General features: G+C 69.7%; 14 protein-coding genes. 3 read left to right on the plus strand and 11 right to left on the minus strand.

The window, feature by feature from the left end:
• The 4 genes from E1218_RS20545 to E1218_RS20560 all read right to left on the minus strand — a co-directional run bounded on the left by E1218_RS20545 (position 1) and on the right by E1218_RS20560 (position 4,662).
• Positions 1-903 (minus strand): ABC transporter permease, encoded by a 903-nt coding sequence (locus E1218_RS20545; RefSeq protein ID WP_132322542.1) that lies wholly within the window; start codon positions 901-903, stop codon positions 1-3.
• Positions 900-1,895 (minus strand): ABC transporter permease, encoded by a 996-nt coding sequence (locus tag E1218_RS20550; RefSeq protein ID WP_132322544.1) that lies wholly within the window; start codon positions 1,893-1,895, stop codon positions 900-902. Before E1218_RS20550 ends, E1218_RS20545 begins: the two co-directional genes overlap by 4 nt.
• Positions 1,896-1,898: 3 nt before the next feature.
• A complete protein-coding gene (locus E1218_RS20555; protein ID WP_132322546.1) occupies positions 1,899-3,572 on the minus strand; it encodes an ABC transporter substrate-binding protein in 1,674 nt (557 codons plus the stop codon).
• A gap of 94 nt (positions 3,573-3,666) precedes the next feature.
• On the minus strand, positions 3,667-4,662 hold the full coding sequence (locus E1218_RS20560; RefSeq protein WP_132322548.1) for a LacI family DNA-binding transcriptional regulator: 996 nt from the start codon (positions 4,660-4,662) through the stop codon (positions 3,667-3,669).
• A 135-nt stretch (positions 4,663-4,797) separates the two neighbouring features.
• Between E1218_RS20560 and E1218_RS20565 the strand changes: the two genes are divergently transcribed.
• Both E1218_RS20565 and E1218_RS20570 read left to right on the plus strand, forming a co-directional pair.
• On the plus strand, positions 4,798-7,233 hold the full coding sequence (locus tag E1218_RS20565; protein ID WP_233712348.1) for a beta-galactosidase: 2,436 nt from the start codon (positions 4,798-4,800) through the stop codon (positions 7,231-7,233).
• Positions 7,234-7,270: 37 nt separating this feature from the next.
• The gene (locus E1218_RS20570) at positions 7,271-8,374 is read left to right on the plus strand and encodes a Gfo/Idh/MocA family protein (protein WP_132322550.1); all 1,104 of its coding nucleotides are present in this window, start codon (positions 7,271-7,273) and stop codon (positions 8,372-8,374) included.
• 3 nt (positions 8,375-8,377) lie between these two features.
• Here the strand turns inward: E1218_RS20570 and E1218_RS20575 are convergent, their stop codons facing one another.
• Positions 8,378-9,352, minus strand: a complete 975-nt coding sequence (locus tag E1218_RS20575) for a zinc-binding dehydrogenase (RefSeq protein WP_132322552.1) — start codon at positions 9,350-9,352, stop codon at positions 8,378-8,380.
• Positions 9,353-9,452: 100 nt separating this feature from the next.
• Between E1218_RS20575 and E1218_RS20580 the strand changes: the two genes are divergently transcribed.
• Entirely contained in the window at positions 9,453-10,685 is a 1,233-nt protein-coding gene (locus E1218_RS20580; protein WP_132322554.1) for an ROK family transcriptional regulator, read from the plus strand.
• Here E1218_RS20580 and E1218_RS20585 read toward each other — a convergent pair.
• The 6 genes from E1218_RS20585 to E1218_RS20610 all read right to left on the minus strand — a co-directional run.
• The gene (locus E1218_RS20585) at positions 10,682-12,034 is read right to left on the minus strand and encodes a GH1 family beta-glucosidase (RefSeq protein WP_132322556.1); all 1,353 of its coding nucleotides are present in this window, start codon (positions 12,032-12,034) and stop codon (positions 10,682-10,684) included. The two genes, E1218_RS20580 and E1218_RS20585, sit on opposite strands and share 4 nt — an antisense overlap.
• Positions 12,031-12,975, minus strand: coding sequence for an aldo/keto reductase (locus tag E1218_RS20590; RefSeq protein ID WP_132322558.1), 945 nt, complete (start codon positions 12,973-12,975; stop codon positions 12,031-12,033). Before E1218_RS20590 ends, E1218_RS20585 begins: the two co-directional genes overlap by 4 nt.
• Positions 12,972-13,751, minus strand: a complete 780-nt coding sequence (locus E1218_RS20595) for a VOC family protein (protein ID WP_132322560.1) — start codon at positions 13,749-13,751, stop codon at positions 12,972-12,974. Before E1218_RS20595 ends, E1218_RS20590 begins: the two co-directional genes overlap by 4 nt.
• A 14-nt stretch (positions 13,752-13,765) precedes the next feature.
• Entirely contained in the window at positions 13,766-14,593 is an 828-nt protein-coding gene (locus tag E1218_RS20600) for a carbohydrate ABC transporter permease (RefSeq protein ID WP_132322562.1), read from the minus strand.
• Positions 14,590-15,555 (minus strand): carbohydrate ABC transporter permease, encoded by a 966-nt coding sequence (locus E1218_RS20605; protein ID WP_132322564.1) that lies wholly within the window; start codon positions 15,553-15,555, stop codon positions 14,590-14,592. The genes E1218_RS20600 and E1218_RS20605 overlap by 4 nt, the downstream gene beginning before the upstream one ends.
• Before the next feature lie 4 nt (positions 15,556-15,559).
• Positions 15,560-16,837, minus strand: a 1,278-nt coding sequence (locus tag E1218_RS20610; RefSeq protein ID WP_132322566.1) for an ABC transporter substrate-binding protein, incomplete at its 5' end; no start/stop codon positions are given.

Here is a 16,837-nt window from a genome sequence, read left to right on the forward strand (position 1 = left end):
TCAGTCCTCCCTCAGATGCGGGTTGCTCAGGGCGTCGATGCCGAAGTTGATCAGCGTGAACGAGGTGATCAGCAGGGCCAGCACGAGCCCGGGCGCGACCAGCCAGGCCCACTGGCCGGTGGTCAGCGCACCACCGAGACTGGCCTGGTTGAGCATCGTGCCCCAGCTGGTGGTCTGCGGGTCGCCGAGGCCGAGGAACGCCAGCCCCGCCTCCGCGCCGATCGCGCCGAGCGCGGAGCCCATGAAGCCGACGACGATCAGCGAGATCATGTTCGGCACGATCTCGAACGCGATGATCCGGGCCGTGCTGTCGCCGGCGAACTTCGCCGCGGTGATGTAGTCCCGGGTCCGCAGGGTGATGATCTGCGCGCGCTTGATCCGGGCGCCGAACGCCCAGCCGGTCACCGTGATCACGATGATGATCAGCCCGAGTCCCTTCACCGGCGCGTAGCCGGCGAGGACGATCATCAGCGGCAGCACCGGGATCACCAGTCCCAGGTTGATGAAGAACGACAGCACCTCGTCGACCACGCCCTGCAGGTAGCCCGCGGTCAGGCCGACAGCCACCGCGATCACGGTCGTCAGCAGGCCGGCCACCAGGCCCACCACGAGCGACGTGCGAGCGCCATACACGAGTTGGGAGAACACGTCCTCACCTCGCGCGGTGGTCCCCAGCCAGTGCGCGCCGGACGGGCCGGTGGACGCCGCGAACTCGTCGACCCGCGGTCCGTATGGCGCGACCACCGGGGCCAGCACAGCCACCGCGACGAACGCGGCGAGCATGACCAGGCCGATGCGGCACTTGCGGTTGCGCCAGAGGATGACGAACCACCCGGGCAGCCTGCTCACCCGCCCGGCGGCCAGCGCGGTGACCCGGACCCCTTCGGTGTCGATGCTCGTCATACTGCCTCCGCCCTTCGTACCCGGGGATCGAGGAATCCGTACGTGACGTCGGCGAGGAAGTTGGCGATCAGGACGCCGATCGTGGTGAACAGGAACAGCGCCTGCATCAGCGGGTAGTCCTTGTTCGACACGGCCTCCAGCAGCAGCCGGCCGAGACCGGGGTAGTTGAAGATGGTCTCGACCAGCACAGTGCCGCCGAGCAGTCCGCCGAGCGCGATCGCGAACCCGGTGACGTTCGGCAGGATCGCGATCCGCGCGCCGTAGGTGAGGGCGATCCGCCGCCGCGGCAACCCTCTCGCGCGGGCCAGCCGGGCGTAGTCCTCGCCGAGCGTCTGGACCATGTTGTTGCGCATGCCGATGATCCAGCCGATCGGTCCGGTGATCAGCAGCGCCACCGCCGGCAGCACGCTGTGCTGGAACGCGTCGGAGAAGAACAGCCACGACCAGCCCGGGCTGCTGCCGCCGCCGTACCCGCCGCCCTCGGGGAACCAGTTCAGCGTGATCGCGAACACGAAGATCAGCAGCAGCGCGATCCAGAAGAACGGCAGCGTGCCGACGAAGGTCGACCCGAGGGTGATGACCGAGTCGACCCGCGAGTTGCGCCGGTACGCCGCCCACGCGCCGAGCAGCGTGCCGACCGCGAACGACACGAGCTGGGTGACGCCGACCAGGATCAGCGTCCACGGCAGCGCGGTGCCGATCATCTCGGTCACCGTGTACGGGTAGTACGAGTACGAGACACCGAACTGGCCGGTGCAGATCGCGCCCAGGTAGTCCCAGTACTGCGCCAACAGGTTACCGTCCTGCGTGCCGAGCATCTTGCGGACGGCCTCGAGCTGAACCGGGTTGACCGCCTGGGTGTTGCCCTGCAGCCGGGCAAGCAGCGCCTGCGCGGGATCACCCGGCTGGATCCGCGGGATCAGGAAGTTGAGCGTCACCGCCGCCCACAGCGTGGCGACGAAGAAGCCGGCCCGGCGGACGAAGTACAGCATCGGTCAGCCCCCGGCCGGGACGAGGTGGGTCAGCACGACCAGTCCGTTCGCGCCGTCGGCGTACGGGTCCTGCTCGTTCGGCCAGCCCTCGGCCTTGGTCGTGTCGTACTGGAACCACTTGGCGCCGTACCAGATCGGGATCATCGGGACCTGGTTCATCATCACGTCGACGAGACCGGCGACGGCCTCCTTCTGCGCCTTCTCGTCCGGCGAGACCTGCAGCGTGCGGACCAGCTCGTCGGTCCTCGGGTCCTGCCAGCGGATCTCGTTGCTGGCCGCCTTCTTGCCGATCGGGGCGGTCCGGGCGCTGCTCAGCGGGTCGGCGAAGTTGGCGTACATGTTACAGCCGCCGCCGTGGACGCCGAACATCATGTCGTAGTTGCCGGTGGCCCGGTCCTGGTTGTGCGCGTCCGGCGTCGGTGTCTCCTTCTCGACGTCGAAGCCGAGCGCCTTCAGGTTCTTGATCAGGATGTCGGCCGCGGCCACCCAGTCGACGTACGAGCCGGGCACCTTGAAGGCGAACGAGATCGGTTTGCCGTCCTTGCCGAGCCGGCGACCCTGGCCGTCCTTGGTGTACCCGGCGTCGGTGAGCGCCTTGTCGGCCGCGGCGGCGTCGTACCCTATCCGGCCCTCGTCGGCGATGCCCGCCGGCAGCCAGTCCTTCTGGCCCGGGACCACCAGACCGCTCTGGCTGGCCTCGGTCACGTACCCGAGCTGGGCCTTGTCGATCACCTGCTGGTCGTCGAACGCCGTGGTGAGCGCCTTGCGGAACGCGACGTCGTCGAACGGCGCCTTGGTCAGGTTCATGTAGACGCTGATCACGCCGCCCGGCGCGTACCAGTAGTGGTGGTGCTCGGGGTCGCGGTCGACGTACGCCTTCTTGATGTCCTGGACGAACATACCGTTGGTGTCGTACTCGCCGCGGCTCAGCTTGAGCTGCTCGACCTGCCCGCCGGCGTCGGCCTTGTTGAACCGGATCTCGTTGACCTTGATCTTGTCGGCCTGCCAGTAGTCCGGGTTCCGCTCGACCACGAGCTGGCGCGGGTTGAACGCCTTGAGCTTCATCGGGCCGGTGCCCACCGGCGCGGTCGCGTTCACGAACGTGGTCGGGTCGGCGACCTTCGACCAGACGTGCTGCGGGACGATCTTCACGCCGCTCACCTGGGTGAACACCGAGGCACCGGGCTGCTTGAAGGTGAACGTCACCCTGTCCGCGCCGGTCGCCTCGACCGACGCCAGCGACGCCCACACGCCCTGGGTGTCCAGGACGTCGAACTTCTTCAGCATGGCGAAGGTGAACTCGACGTCGGCGGCGGTGAACGGCTTGCCGTCGTTCCACTTCACGCCGGGACGGATCTGGTAGACGAGCGTCTTCGGGTCGGACCACTCGTACGACGTCGCCAGCCACGGCAACGCCTTGCAGCTGTAGGTCTCGACGTACATCAGGCTCTCGTAGATGTAGTCGGCCGCGCTGAGCTTCGTGGCGTCGAGGTACGGGTTGTAGTTGGGCTTCGGCGTGGTGCCGCCGCCGAAGTCGCCGTAGTTGAGGAAGTCGATCATCCCGCTGTCGCTGCCGGACGACTTCTGGGCACCCTCGGTGCCGGTGCATCCGGCGAGCAGCAGCGCCACACTCGCCACTACGGCTGTCACTGTCCTGGGCCGTGGTCGTCTCGTCATCGGGAATCCTCCTCAGGATGTGTCCGGCCCGCGGCCGGACGTCGGCGGTATCCCCCCTTGCGGTCCCCGTAGCGATCCCCTCAGTGCGGCAGGGTCAGGGTGCACCCCCACATCCGCACGAGCCGCGCAGGACCAGCTCGGTCGGCAGGACGATGTCGCCGGCCGGCTGGCCGAGCGGGTCGGCGAGCAGGCGGGCCGTGGTGGCGGCCAGCTCGCGGATCGGCTGCCGGATGGTGGTGAGTGCAGGCCGCGCGAGCGCGGCCATGGGCATGTCGTCGAAGCCGGTGATCGCGACGTCCTGCGGGACACGCAGTCCGCGGCCGAGTGCGCTCAGCATCAGGCCGAGGGCAGTCTCGTCGTTCGCGCAGACCACGGCGTCCGGCCGGTCGTCGCCGTCCAGCAGTCGCTCCGCCGCGATCGCGCCGTCGGACTGCTGGAGCCCGACCCGGACCGGCTCAGCCGGGGGCTTGCGGCGGGCCGCCTTGTGCGCGGCCAGGAACGCCTGCCAGCGAGTGGTCACGTCGGGGGAGCCGTCCGGCGTACCGACGAAGGCCAGTTTGCGGTAGCCATGGTCGACCAGCAGGTGCCGCGTCAGTGCCTTCATCGAGTCGTTGGCGACACTGACCGACGCCTGCGCCGGCCCGGACTCGCTCGCCATCACCACCACGCGGATCTGGTCGGCGACCTTCGCGATCGCCTCGGTCGACACCGTCCCGCCGTGGATCGCCATCCCGTCCACGCGGTCGGCCAGGTCGATCACCGTGGCGTCGGTGTCGGCGCGGGAGTGCGAGGCCAGCACCAGCACGCTGTCGCCGGTCTCGAGCGCCTCGGCCTCGAAACCCTGGATCAGCTCGGAGAAGTACGGTCCGGACAGGCCCGGGAACACCAGCCCGAGAGCGCCGTGCCGCTGCTCGGCCAGCGCGCGGCCGAAGTGGCTGGGCTTGTAGCCGTGCTCCTCGATCACCCGGAGTACCCGCTCGCGGAGCTCGGGGGAGACCGGAACCGTGCCGCGCGTGACGCGTGAGACGGTCGCCGGCGAGACACCGGCCATCTCGGCGACCCGGCGGACGTTCACACGGCTGTTGCCCATCGGCTGAACTCCCGATATGTTGACTGAAACCGGTTTCATGAGACCGGTTTCACGACCATAACCACGACCGCGCCGACAGGGCAACACCTTCCGGCGCGGCGGCCCGGAACTGACGAGACCGGCGAGGACGTGACTGTGGCGACACCCGCGAAGCCCCGATCGATACGACTGGAACGGCGCCGGCTGCTGGTGGACGGCGTACCGAGGATCTTGATGGCCGGCGAGGTGCACTACTTCCGGCTGCACCGTGAGGACTGGGGCGACCGGCTCGACAAGCTGGCCGCAGCCGGCTGCGACGTGGTGGCCAGCTACATGCCGTGGATCGTGCACGAGACGGCCGACGGCAAGACCGACCTCACCGGCGGCACCAGCGAGTACCGCGACCTGGTCGGGTTCCTCGACCTGGCGGCCGAGCGGGGCCTGCTGGTGATCGCCCGGCCCGGCCCGTTCGTGATGGCCGAGCTGAAGAACGAGGGCGTGCCGTTCCGGATCTACCGCGACCACCCGGACGCCGTGCCGCTGGGATGGGACGGCGAGCCGGCCGCGTCCGCGACGCTGGACTACCTCGAGCCCGGGTACCTCGCCGACGCCGAGCGGTGGTACGCCGAGGTCATGCCGGTCCTCGCGGAACGCCTGGTCACGGTGGGCGGACCGGTCGCCGCGGTGCAGTTGGACAACGAGGTCGGCATGCTCTCGTGGGTCACGAACACGCCGGAGCTGACCGACCGGACCCTCGCCGACCTCGCCGCCTGGGCCGAACGGACGTGGGGTCGTGCCGGCAGCATCGAGCGGTACGGCGCCGACCCGGGCGACACCGAGCGTTGGGCCTCGCGATGGCGCGCCGGCGGGACGGACGGCGGCAGCGAACAGCAGCAGCTCGCGCTGCACCACGACATCGGTGCGCACCACCGCGACCGCTACGCGCGGTACCTGATGCGCCTTCGCGACGTCGCCATGCAGCATGGCGTCGACGGCGTACCGTTCCTGATCAACCTGCACGGGACCGACGCCGGCCGCGGCCGCACGTTCCCGGTCGGCATCAGCCAACTGTCCAAGGCGTACGCCGGCGTGCCGCAGACGACCTCCGGGTCCGACCACTACATCCGTGACCTGACGGTCGAGAACGTGCCCGACCTGTACCTGATGAACGCGTTCATGGCTGCCGTGCACGACGCCGACCAGCCGGTCACCTCGCTGGAGTTCGAGGCCGGCACCGGCGACTACGGCGAGGACCTGAGCTGGCTGACCAGTCCGGAGACCGCCGAGCTGAAGACCCGGCTGTGTGTTGCCCAAGGCAACCGATTGGTCAACTACTACCTGTTCGCCGGCGGCCACAACCCGCCGCTGGACGAGCCGGTCGGCGACGGCAACGACCGGATCGCGTTCACCGGCGAGCGGCACGGGTTCGCGGCACCGGTCGATCCCGAGGGCCGGCTGAGCTCGACGTATCCCGGGACGGTGAGTGCGGTCCGGGCGGTCCGTGGCGCCGAGCACCTTCTGGCCGGCATGGACGAGGAGTACGACGGCGTCGTTCTCGGCTACGTGCCGGACCACTACCTGACCGAGTACCACCACCCCGACTCGGCCGCTCGCCGGAGTCAGGTGGCCGAGCTGGAGCGGTATCGCGGGATGGGGCCGCGGGACATTCTCGTCCGGGCGATGCTGCTGGGCGGCTACTCCTTCGGTGCGGTGGACCTGTCGTCGGCCGAGCTGGATCCGGCCGGGCCGGCCGTCGCGCTGGCGACACCGCCGGTCCTCGGCCGATCCGTGCAGGATCGGCTGGCTGCTTTCGTTCGCGCGGGTGGGCGTCTGCTGCTCCACGGCCGGCTGCCGGTGGCCGACGACGACGGATCGCCGTACACGGTGCTCGCCGATGCGCTCGGTGTGCGATCCGCGGGGCTCGTCGAGGGCACGCCCCAGCTGTTTCCTTCGGTCCGCGCGACGGCCTGGGCGGGGGGCCAGCCGGAGGTCAGGGTCGGCATGCTCGAACGCCTGACGGGTGCAGGGAAGCCGCTCGCTGTCGACATCGCCGACGGCTCACCGGTCGCCGTCGAGGTTACGGTGCCCGGCGGTGGGCGGGCTGTCGTGGTCGCCTGCGACTACCCGTGCCACCTGGACTTCTGGCGTGTGCTGCTGGAGCGGCTGGCGGTCCGCCGGCGGATCATTGCCGAGGGCAACACACCGGGGCTGGTGAGCACCAGCACCGCCGATGCGGCCGGTCAGCGACTGCTGCACCTGATCAACGTCGCGCCGGTCGCGCAGGTCTTCACGCTGACCACGGACGGCATGACGCTCGAGCTGAGCCTCGGTGCGCGGGAGGGGCTGATGCTCCCGGTCCGGGTGCGGCTCGACGACGCGGTGCTGTGCTGGTCCACCGCCGAGCTGGACGGGCCCGGTGACGGTTCGACCCTCCTGCTGCGACGTGCCGCCGGGTCGGGCAGTGCGCTCATCGAAACCACCCGGAACGTGTCTGCTGACGGCGATGCCGGCGTGAGCCGGACCGACCAGGGCTGGCTGCTCAGATGGCCGGCCGGCGCGCCCGGCAGCCGGTTGACGGTCCGTCTCTCCTGACCCCGCATTCCGCCCTCCCAGGAAGGAACCCCCGGCGATGACTCTGTCTCTCGGCGTGCTCGGACTCGGAAGTGTGTTCAGCGGCCCCTACGCCGCTCTGATCGGCAAGCTTGAGCAGGAAGGCCGGGTGCGGCTGACCGCCGGCTACGATCCCGAACCCGGCAAACGGTCGGTCGCCGCCGACCGGTTCGGGATCGACACCTCCGCCGCTCAGCCCCAGGATGTGATCGGTCGCGGCGATGTCGACATCGTGCTGGTGCTGACCAGCATGAACCAGCACGGCTCGCTCGCCCGTGCGGCTCTCGAGGCCGGCAAGCACGTGCTGGTCGAGAAGCCGATGTCCACCACGCTGGCCGAGGGCCGCTCGCTGCTCGAGGCGGCCGCGTCCGCGCCGGGACAGTTGGTGTGCGCGCCGCACGTCGTGTTGTCACCGACGTACCGGGAGATGCATCGACGCGTCCGCGACGGTGAGATCGGTGACCTCTACCTCGCCCGGGCGCGGTACGGCTGGTCCGGGCCCTGGTGGGGTCGTTGGTTCTACGAGTCCGGCGGGGGAGCGCTGTTCGACCTCGGTGTGTACAACCTGACCAGCCTGTGTGGGTTCTTCGGCTCGGTCCGCCGGGTCACGGCCATGGTCGGCACCGCCGTCCCGAAGCGTGAGGTCAACGGTGAGCTCGTGCCGGTCCGGGCCGACGACAACGCGCACATCGTGCTGGACTTCGGCCAGGCGCGGTTCGCATCGATCGCGACCGGGTTCACGATGCAGAAGTACCGGTCGCCGGCGATCGAGCTGTACGGCGCCACCGGGGTGCTGCAGTTGCTCGGCGACGACTGGGCTCCGGACGGGTTCGAGCAGTGGACCAACGAGCGCGGATCGTGGGAACTGTTCGGCGAACGCGACCCGAACTGGCCGTGGACCGACGGTCTGCGTCACCTCGTCGAGTCGATCGAGAACGGGACGCCGACCGTCACCCGGCCCGAGCATGCCTTCCACGCGCTCGAGGTGATGCTCGCCGCCAAGCAGTCCGCCGCCGAGGGGCGGGTGATCGAGGTGACGAGCAACTTCCCGGACCTCGACTACGGCGGGTCGGCCCGCGCCGAGGCCGAACCCCGCCCCGCGCACGACCCTCGCACGTCCTGACTCTCACGGGATCAGGACGACCTTGCCGGTGGTCGCACGGTTCTCGAGGGCGCGATGTGCAGCTGCGGCCTCCGACAGCGGGAAGGTCGTGGTGAGCGCCTGCCAGCGGCCGGAAATGGTCTCCTCCAGGGCGGTTCTCTCCAGGGAGCGAAGCAGCGGCATCAGCTTCGGGCCGATCGCCCAGGTCGCGGTGAGGCCGCGAGCGATCAGGTCCTCGGTGGTGAGCTCGATCGGGCCGCCGCCGGACCAGCCGAACATCAGCACCCGTCCACCAGTGCCGAGCAGCTCGAACGCCTGCTGACCGTTGGCGCCGCCGACCCCGTCCAGCAGGACCGTGGTCGCGCGGTCGCCCAGCTCGGCCGTCAGCGCCGACGGCCAGTGGGGCTCGCGGTAGTCGACGGCGAGGTGCGCACCGAGATCGCGGACCACCCGCACCTTCTCCGCGCCGCCGGCCAGGCCGATCACGGTCGCCCCGGCGTTGCGGGCGGACTGGACGAGGTAGCTGCCGATCCCGCCGGCGGCCGCGGTGACCAGTACGACGTCGGCGGCGGTCAGCTTGGCCTGCGCGAGGATTCCGGCGGTCGTCCGCCCGGTCCCGATCGCGGCCACGGCCTGGGCGCCGTCGACGTGGTCGGGAAGTTCGTGGACCGACTCGACGCTCGCCGCCGCGAGCTCGGCGTACCCACCTGGCACCATGCCCAGATGCACCACGACTCGTGTGCCGGTCCAGACCGGGTCGACCCCGGGTCCGACGGCTTCGACCCGGCCGGCGACCTCGCGGCCGGGTGTGGTCGGCAGGTCGGGTACGGGGATCGGTCCACCACCTGCGGCGCCGGAGCGCAGCGTCGTGTCGACCAGGTGGACGCCGGCCGCCTCGACGCGGAGCAGCACCTGCCCCGCCTCGGGCACCGGATCCGGTGCGTCCTCGAAGCGGAGGTTCTCCGGCGGTCCGAACGCGTGCAGCGTGATCGTCTTCACAGCCCGAACGCTAGGACCTCAATCTTGCTTGAGGTCAAACTGTCCCACTTTCTTAACTTGTGTACTAAAGTGCCGGACAAGCCGAGGGAGGGACGGTGACGTGGGGAAGATCCTGAAGGGCGCGACCGCGCAGGAGACACACAGCGCGATCCTGGACCTGATCCGGTCCAGCGGAACGGTCACCCGGGTCGACCTGGCCGAGCGCTCCGGGCTGACCGGCGCGTCGATCTCCCGGGTGGTGAAGCAGTTGCTCGCCGACGGCCTGATCGTCGAGACCGGCCTCGGCGACCCGACCGGCGGCAAGCGCGCCACCCTGCTGCAGTTCAACCCGCGCGCCCGGCACGCCGTCGGCATCTCGATCGACACCCCCAGCACGACGTACGTCGTCACCGACATGAGCGGCCGGGTGATCGAGCAGCTCTCCTCGCGCGGGACCGGCCGGGACGCCCCGGCGACCGCGGTCCGGCGGATCACCGCCGAGCTCGAGGACCTGATCGTCAAGGCGGACATCGAGCCGGCCACCCTGGTCGGGGTCGGCGTCGCGCTGGCCGGCCGGCAGGGCGGGGGAGGACTGCGCCTGCTGCGGACCGACTCGTCGAAGTACGCCTGGGAACCGTTCGCCGTCCGGGACACGCTGAGCGCCGCGATCGACCACCCGATCGTGGTCGAGAACGACTCGACCTGCGCCGCGATCGGGGAGTTCTGGGCCGGCCGGATCCCGTCCGCGAACGACTTCGCCACCGTGTACATGGCCACCGGCTTCGGTCTCGGCCTGGTGACCAACGGCGACGTCTACCGCGGCTCGTCCTCGAACGTCGGCGAGATCGGCCACATGGTCCTGGACGTCAACGGACCGCGGTGCTGGTGCGGCGGCCAGGGCTGCCTGGAGGCGCTCGCGGCACCGGCCGCGGTGGTCAAGCGCGCGGAGGGCGACCCGTCGCTGGCCGGCGACCTGGCCCTGCGCGGCCGCCGGACGGCGGTCCGCTCGGACTTCGCGAAGATCGCCCGGTCGGCGGCCGCCGGTGATCACCGGTGCGTGCGGCTGATCGAGGAGTCGGCGACATACCTGGCCAAGGCGCTGCTGTCGATCACCAACCTGCTCGACCTGGACCAGATCATCCTGGCCGGCCCCGGCTTCAGTGAGGCCGGCGACATCTACGTCCGGGTCGCCGTGGCCGAGCTCAACCGGCTCTCGTTCGTCCGGGCGATGCACCCGACCCGGGTCGAGCAGTCGAAGCTCGGGCCGAGTGCCGCCGCCCTCGGCGCCGCCTCCATGGTGCTGCACAGCCAGCTGACGCCACACCAGAAGTCGACCCGGGCCCTGACCCGCTAGCTGGTCAGGAACTGCTGCAGCCAGCGGCCGCTCTTCTTCACGATCCGTGCCTGTGTCTCGTAGTCGACGTACACGATCCCGAAGCGGCGGCTGAAGCCGTACGCCCACTCGAAGTTGTCCATCAGCGACCAGGCGAAGTAGCCCTTCAGCGGAAGCCCCTCGGACACGAGTTCCCGGCAGACCGCGAGGTGCTGCTCGAAGTAGGCCTGTCGCTCGTCGTCCTCGACGGTCCCGGCCGCGGTCAGTTCGTCCGGGTACGCCGCGCCGTTCTCGGTCACGTACAACGGCAGGTCCGGTGCGAGCTTGTTGATCGTCACCAGGATGTCGCGCAGCCCGCGGGCCTGGATCGGCCAGCCCATCTGGGTGCGCGGCAGGCCGGTGTCGACGGCGACGACGTTCTCGCTGCCGGGCTGTGTGGTCGGGCCGCCCGGTGACGAGACCGGTCCGTCCGGTGCGGCCACGGTCGTCGGGCAGTAGTAGTTCACGCCGATGAAGTCGAGCGGCGCACCGATCACCGGCAGATCCGCCTCGAACTGGCCGAACCAGTCCGTCGTCCCGGTGTCCTCGAGCACGTCGGCGGGGTACTTGCCGGCCAGCAGCGGCTCCAGGAAGAGCCGGTTCCGCAGGCCGTCGATCCGGCGCGCGGCGTCCCGGTCGGCGGCCGACTCCGACGCGGCGTGGATCGGCGCCGGGTTCAGCGCGATGCCGTACGAGCCCTCGTCGGAGCGGATCGCGTCCAGCGTGAGTCCGTGCCCGAGCAGCAGGTGGTGCACCGCCTTCAGCGCGTCCGTGCCCTCCGTCCGCCCGGGCGCGTGCTCGCCGCTGCCGTAGCCGAGGAAGGCCGAGCACCACGGCTCGTTCAGCGTCATCCAGTGCTTGATCACGTCCGACAACGCCGCGTGCGTGACGGCCGCGTAGTCGCGGTAATGCTCGGCGGTGTCGCGCACGAGCCAGCCGCCCGCGTCCTCGAGTGGCTGCGGCAGGTCCCAGTGGTAGAGCGTCGCGTACGGCGTGACGCCATTGTCCAGGCAGGTCTCGGCGAGCCGGCGGTAGAACGCCAGGCCCGCCGGGTTGGTGACCCCGGAGCCGGCCGGGACGATCCGCGGCCACGCGATCGAGAACCGGTACGCGGTCAGGCCGAGGTCGGCGAGCAGCCGGATGTCCTCGGAGAACCGGTGGTAGTGGTCGTCGGCGACGTCGCCGGTGGTGCCGTCCGAGATCCGGCCGGGCGTGTGGGCGAACGTGTCCCAGATGCTCGGACCGCGCCCGTCCGTCGAGACCGCGCCCTCCACCTGGTACGACGCCGTCGCCGCACCCCAGGTGAATCCTGGCGGGAAGCCGTTCGTCACGTTGTCTCCTGACCTTCGACCCAGTACCGCTGCTCCGGAAGGAGGCTACCTAACCGGTTAAGGAGTTCGCCAGGCAGGTCCGCCTCGAGCGCGGCAAGGAGGGCATCGACGCGGGCCGGCTTGCTGATGCCGGCCACGGTCGCAGCGATGTCCGGATTGTCGGTCGAGTGCCGCAGCGCGGCGGTCGCCAGGTCCGTGCCGTACTCCCGGCACGCCTTGTCCATCTCCGCGACCGCCTCCAGTACGGCGGCCGGAGCCTCGCGGTAGGCGTACTTCGTGGCGCCCTGGGGGTTGGCCAGGATGCCACCGCCGTAGACGGCCGCGTTGACCACGCCGAGCCCGTCGTCGACCGCGCGCCGGATCAGCTCGCCGGCGGAGTGGTCGACCAGGCTCCATCGGTTGTGCACGAGCAGCACCTCGAAGCCCCCGAGGCCGAGGTAGCGGGCGAGCTCGCGAGTGTTGCCGCCGGCGAGGCCGACGTGTCCGATCTCGCCGTCGGCGCGCAACTGCATCAAGGTGTCGACGGCATCGCGCATCGTGTCGAAGTCGTGGGCCTCGGGGTCGTGCAGGTAGACCAGCGGCAGGTCGTCCAGGCCGAGCCGCTCCTTGCTCTCGGCGACGCTGGCCCGGACCCGCGCACCCGAGTAGTCATTGCCGCGGGCGTCCACCTTCGTCGCGACCAGGAAGCCGTCCGGCAGGCCGCCGTACTCCTTGATGGCCTGGCCGATCCGCAGTTCGCTCTCACCGTCGCCGTACCCGTTGGAGGTGTCGATCCACGTCAGTGGGCTGTCAAGGACGCGCAGGACGAGGTCCATGGCCTCTCGCCGGGTGACGTCGTACCCGAAGACCGCGGGCATGCCCGCGATCCCGCTGCCGCCGGCGCAGACGGCGGAGACGGTGAGGCCGGTGGAACCGAGTGGGCGAAGCCAGTCCTCATTCATGCGCCGGAGCCTACGGCGAAGACGAAGCCGTCCGGGTCGACGTACACGGTCGTGCCGTCAGGTGAGACGAGCTTGCCGAAGGCGGTCGGCGGCTTGCCTTCCAGCTCCGCATAGGCAAAGCCGGCCACGTCGAGCTGCGGCGCGCGGGCCGACTTCTCGGTCTCGTACGTGAAGATCTCGAGCACCGTGTCGCCGCCCTTGAGGTAGCCGATGCTGAAACCGCGCTGGTCGTGCGGCTGCTCGATCGTGCCGATGAACGAGAAGCCGTGGTGCTCGGCGTAGTACGCGCTGGTCCGCTCGCGGTCCTCGACGGTCACCGCGACATGGTCGAACCGCGGCCGCCGCGGTACGCCGAGTGCCCGCTCGCGGGCGACCCCGTCCTGGTCCAGGACGGCGGCGTACTGCAGGTCGCCCTGGATCATCTCGAGCAGCGTGCCGTCGGGGTCGTAGAAGAAGCAGATCCGGACCGCGCCCTCGGCGTCGAGCGGGTCGAGCGTGAACTCGACGCCGGCCGCCTTCAGCACCTCGGCCCGCTCGTCCAGCCGGTCGACCTTGAACCCGATGTGCCGGAAACCCTTCTGCAGGTCGTCGCCGACCCAGGTGCTCTGTTCCCGGCCGCGGGCGACGGCCCGCAGCTCGATCGTCGTGCTGACCGCGTCCAGCACGGCCCGGTCCGGCGTTGGCTCGCTGACGACCGGGAGCTCCAGGAACTTGGTGTAGTACTCGACCGAGCGCTGCACGTCCGTGCAGTTGACGACGACGTTCTTGATCGGCATCTGACCTCTTTCAGCTAGTTCTTGACGGCGCCGAGCATCATCCCGGCGACGAACTGCCGCTGCATCCGGACGTAGACGATGACGACCGGTACGACGGACAGCGTGAGACCGGCGGTGAGCGCCGGCCAGTTGGTGGAGTACTGGCCCATCAGCGTGAACAGCACCGGTTGCAGCGGCAGCGAGTCGGTGGTGCGCAGGACCGTGTTGGCGATCAGGAACTCGTTCCAGGTGGACAGGAACTGGAAGATCACCACGGTCGCGATCCCCGGCCGGGTCAGCGGCAGGATCACCCGCCGGAAGATGGTGAACTCACTGCCGCCGTCCACCCGGGCGGCCTCGATCAGCTCGTCCGGCAGGGTCTGGAAGAACGCCCGCATCAGGAACATCGCGAACGGCGCCGACCCGGAGACGTAGAGCACCAGCAGCCCGGTCTGGGTGTCGAGCAGGCCGAGCGACTTGAGCTCGAGGTAGAGCGGGATGATCAGCGCCGTCGAGGGCATCATCAGGGTTGTCAGCAACAGCACGAACACCGTGTTGCGGAAGGGGAAGTCGAGCTTGGCGAAGGCGTAACCGCTCAGGGTGGCGAAGACGAGCACGCCGGCCACGGTGACCGAGGTGATCCAGACGCTGTTCCAGAAGTGCAGCGGGAACTCGATCGACGTCCAGGCCTCCTGGTACGCGGCGCCGGTGAAGCTGCGGGGCAGGAACGGCCCGTTGAAGATCGTGTTCTGCTCACGCAGCGAGGTCAGCAGCATCCAGACGAACGGGAACGCCATCAGCACGCAGAACGGCGCGAGCACGAAGGTCGCGAACGATCTCCCGAGCCAGGGCCGGCGAGTCATCGGTTCGCCCTCCTCGTGAGCCAGAGCTGGGCGATGACCGCCAGCGTGCAGAGCACCATCGTCACCACGCTGAACGCGCTCGCGTAGCCGAGTTGCGGGATCGACCCGGACGTCGAGCCGAACGCGAGGGAGTACAGGTACGTGCCGAGCACCTCGCTGGCGTGGTTCGGCCCGCCGCCGGTCATCACGAAGATGACGTCGAAGGCCTTGAACCCGTTGAGCAGGCCGAGACTGACGACCAGCCCGGTGACCACCCGCAAGCTCGGCACGGTGACGTGCCGGAACTGCTGGACGGTGTTGGCGCCGTCGACCGCCGCCGCCTCGTACAGGCTCGGGTCGATGCCCTGCAGGCCGGCGTAGAAGATCAGCATCGTGAAGCCGATGCCGCCCCAGACGGTCACCACCACGACGGCCGGCAGCACGGTCTTCTGGTCGGCCAGCCACGGGTGCTGCAGGCTGTCGACACCGATTGCCCCCAGCAACCGGTTGAGCGTGCCGATGTTCGGGTCGTAGATCAGCTTCCACAGCACCGCGGACACGACGAACGAGACGATGCCCGGGACGAACAGGATCGTCCGGACCAGGACGCCGACCCGCGGCCAGACCGCGTTCACGAGAACGGCGGTGACCAGGCCGAGGAACGTGAGCAGCACCGTGGTGACACCGGTCAGCACCAGGGTGATGACGAGCGCCCGGCGGGCGACCGGGTCGGACAGCATCCGGCTGTAGTTGTCGAAGCTCACGAACCTCGGCGTACCGAAGCCTCCCCACGAGGTGAGGCTCAGGTACGCCGTGTACAGGATCGGCCAGAGCACGAACGCCAGGAAGAGCGCGAACGTCGGCAGCACGAACAGGTAGCCGGCCACCCGCTGCGACTTCCGCAACGGCGACCCGAACCGGTACGGCGTCCGGCGGGGGAGCGCCCTGGTGGCCGGTTCCGGCGGGGACAGGGCCGTCGCCATCCGATCAGCCGCCCTTGGCGTTCAGTACGGCCTGCTGCATCTCCTTCGCCACCGCCGCCGGTTCGCCCTTGCCGTCGAAGATCTTGGCGAGCGGGTCGCCGGCCGCGACCGAACCGGGGCCGAACGGGATGTGCGGGCAGCCGTCGCCGTCCAGCAGCCAGGACGTCATCTGCTTCATGATCGGCAGCTCGATCCGGGTCGCCGCGCTCTTGGTGGCCGGCATCGAGTTGGACTCGTTCATGGTGGGGGAGTACTCGTCGGCGGAGTACAGGAAGCGGAGGAACTCCAGGGCCGCGTCCTTGTTCTTGCTGTTCGCCGAGACCGCCCAGCCGGCCCCCGCCTGGTTCGCGGTCCAGTGCCGTTTGCCGGGGGCGATGGCCGGGGTCTTCATCACCTTGTACTTCTTCACGAAGGCCGGCGGTGCGTCCTGGGTCAGCCCCTGCGGTGTCCAGGACCCGTTGAACAGCATGGCGGCCTTCTCGGTGTAGAACAGCTGCGGCGCCTGGTCGCCGCTGGTGCCGGTCGTCCCGGGCTGGAACACCCCGCCGTTGACGATCTTCTGCTGCAGCGCGATCGCCGCGACCACCTTCGGGTCCTCGTACGTCGCGCCGTCCTTCAGCTGGTCGAGCTCGAGGTAGAAGGTCGGGTCGTCGGCGACCTGGGTGATCAGCGGCAGGAAGAAGTCCAGCGAACTGGTCGTCGGGTTGCAGCTGAGCGCGACCGGATGCTTGCCGATGGCCCGGATCTTGGCCGCGGCCGCGATCAGGTCGTCCCAGGTCTCGATCTGGTCCTCGCCGACCCCGGCCCGCTGGAGCAGGTCCGGGTTGTAGAACAGCCCGAAGGTCTGCGCCATCCAGCCGACCGCGTACTGCTTGCCGTCCAGGGTGTACTCCTGGTTCGCGGAGTCGAAGAAGTCCTTGAGGAAGTCGTCGCCCAGCTCCTGCTTCAGGTCGGCGGAGACGCCGCCGGTGCCGTAGGTCAGCGCCCGCGTGTGCGGCGCGAAGATCTCCGGGACGTCGCCGCCGGCCACCGCCGCCTGCAGGGCGGGCAGGTACTGGTCCGGGGTGCCGAAGATCCTGTTCTCGATCGTGATGTTGCTGTGTGCCGCCTGGAACTTCTCGATCAGCTTCGGGAACTGCGCCTCCTGGTCGTTGTACCAGGACCACATCCGGACCACGGCCTTCCCGCCGCTCGTGGAGCCGCCGCTGTCACTCCCACCGCACGCGGCCAGCCCGGAGCCGAGTCCCAGCGCCGCCGCCCCGCCCAGTGCTCCCTTGAGAAC

The sequence above is a fragment of the Kribbella turkmenica genome, from assembly GCF_004348725.1.
Lineage (GTDB): Bacteria > Actinomycetota > Actinomycetes > Propionibacteriales > Kribbellaceae > Kribbella > Kribbella turkmenica.

Coding starts and splice junctions, on each gene's coding strand:
- E1218_RS20545 (WP_132322542.1), bottom strand. CDS start 903: ATGACGAGCATCGACACCGAAGGGGTCCGGGTCACCGCGCTGGCCGCC.
- E1218_RS20550 (WP_132322544.1), bottom strand. CDS start 1,895: ATGCTGTACTTCGTCCGCCGGGCCGGCTTCTTCGTCGCCACGCTGTGG.
- E1218_RS20555 (WP_132322546.1), bottom strand. CDS start 3,572: ATGACGAGACGACCACGGCCCAGGACAGTGACAGCCGTAGTGGCGAGT.
- E1218_RS20560 (WP_132322548.1), bottom strand. CDS start 4,662: ATGGGCAACAGCCGTGTGAACGTCCGCCGGGTCGCCGAGATGGCCGGT.
- E1218_RS20570 (WP_132322550.1), top strand. CDS start 7,271: ATGACTCTGTCTCTCGGCGTGCTCGGACTCGGAAGTGTGTTCAGCGGC.
- E1218_RS20590 (WP_132322558.1), bottom strand. CDS start 12,975: ATGAATGAGGACTGGCTTCGCCCACTCGGTTCCACCGGCCTCACCGTC.
- E1218_RS20595 (WP_132322560.1), bottom strand. CDS start 13,751: ATGCCGATCAAGAACGTCGTCGTCAACTGCACGGACGTGCAGCGCTCG.
- E1218_RS20600 (WP_132322562.1), bottom strand. CDS start 14,593: ATGACTCGCCGGCCCTGGCTCGGGAGATCGTTCGCGACCTTCGTGCTC.
- E1218_RS20605 (WP_132322564.1), bottom strand. CDS start 15,555: ATGGCGACGGCCCTGTCCCCGCCGGAACCGGCCACCAGGGCGCTCCCC.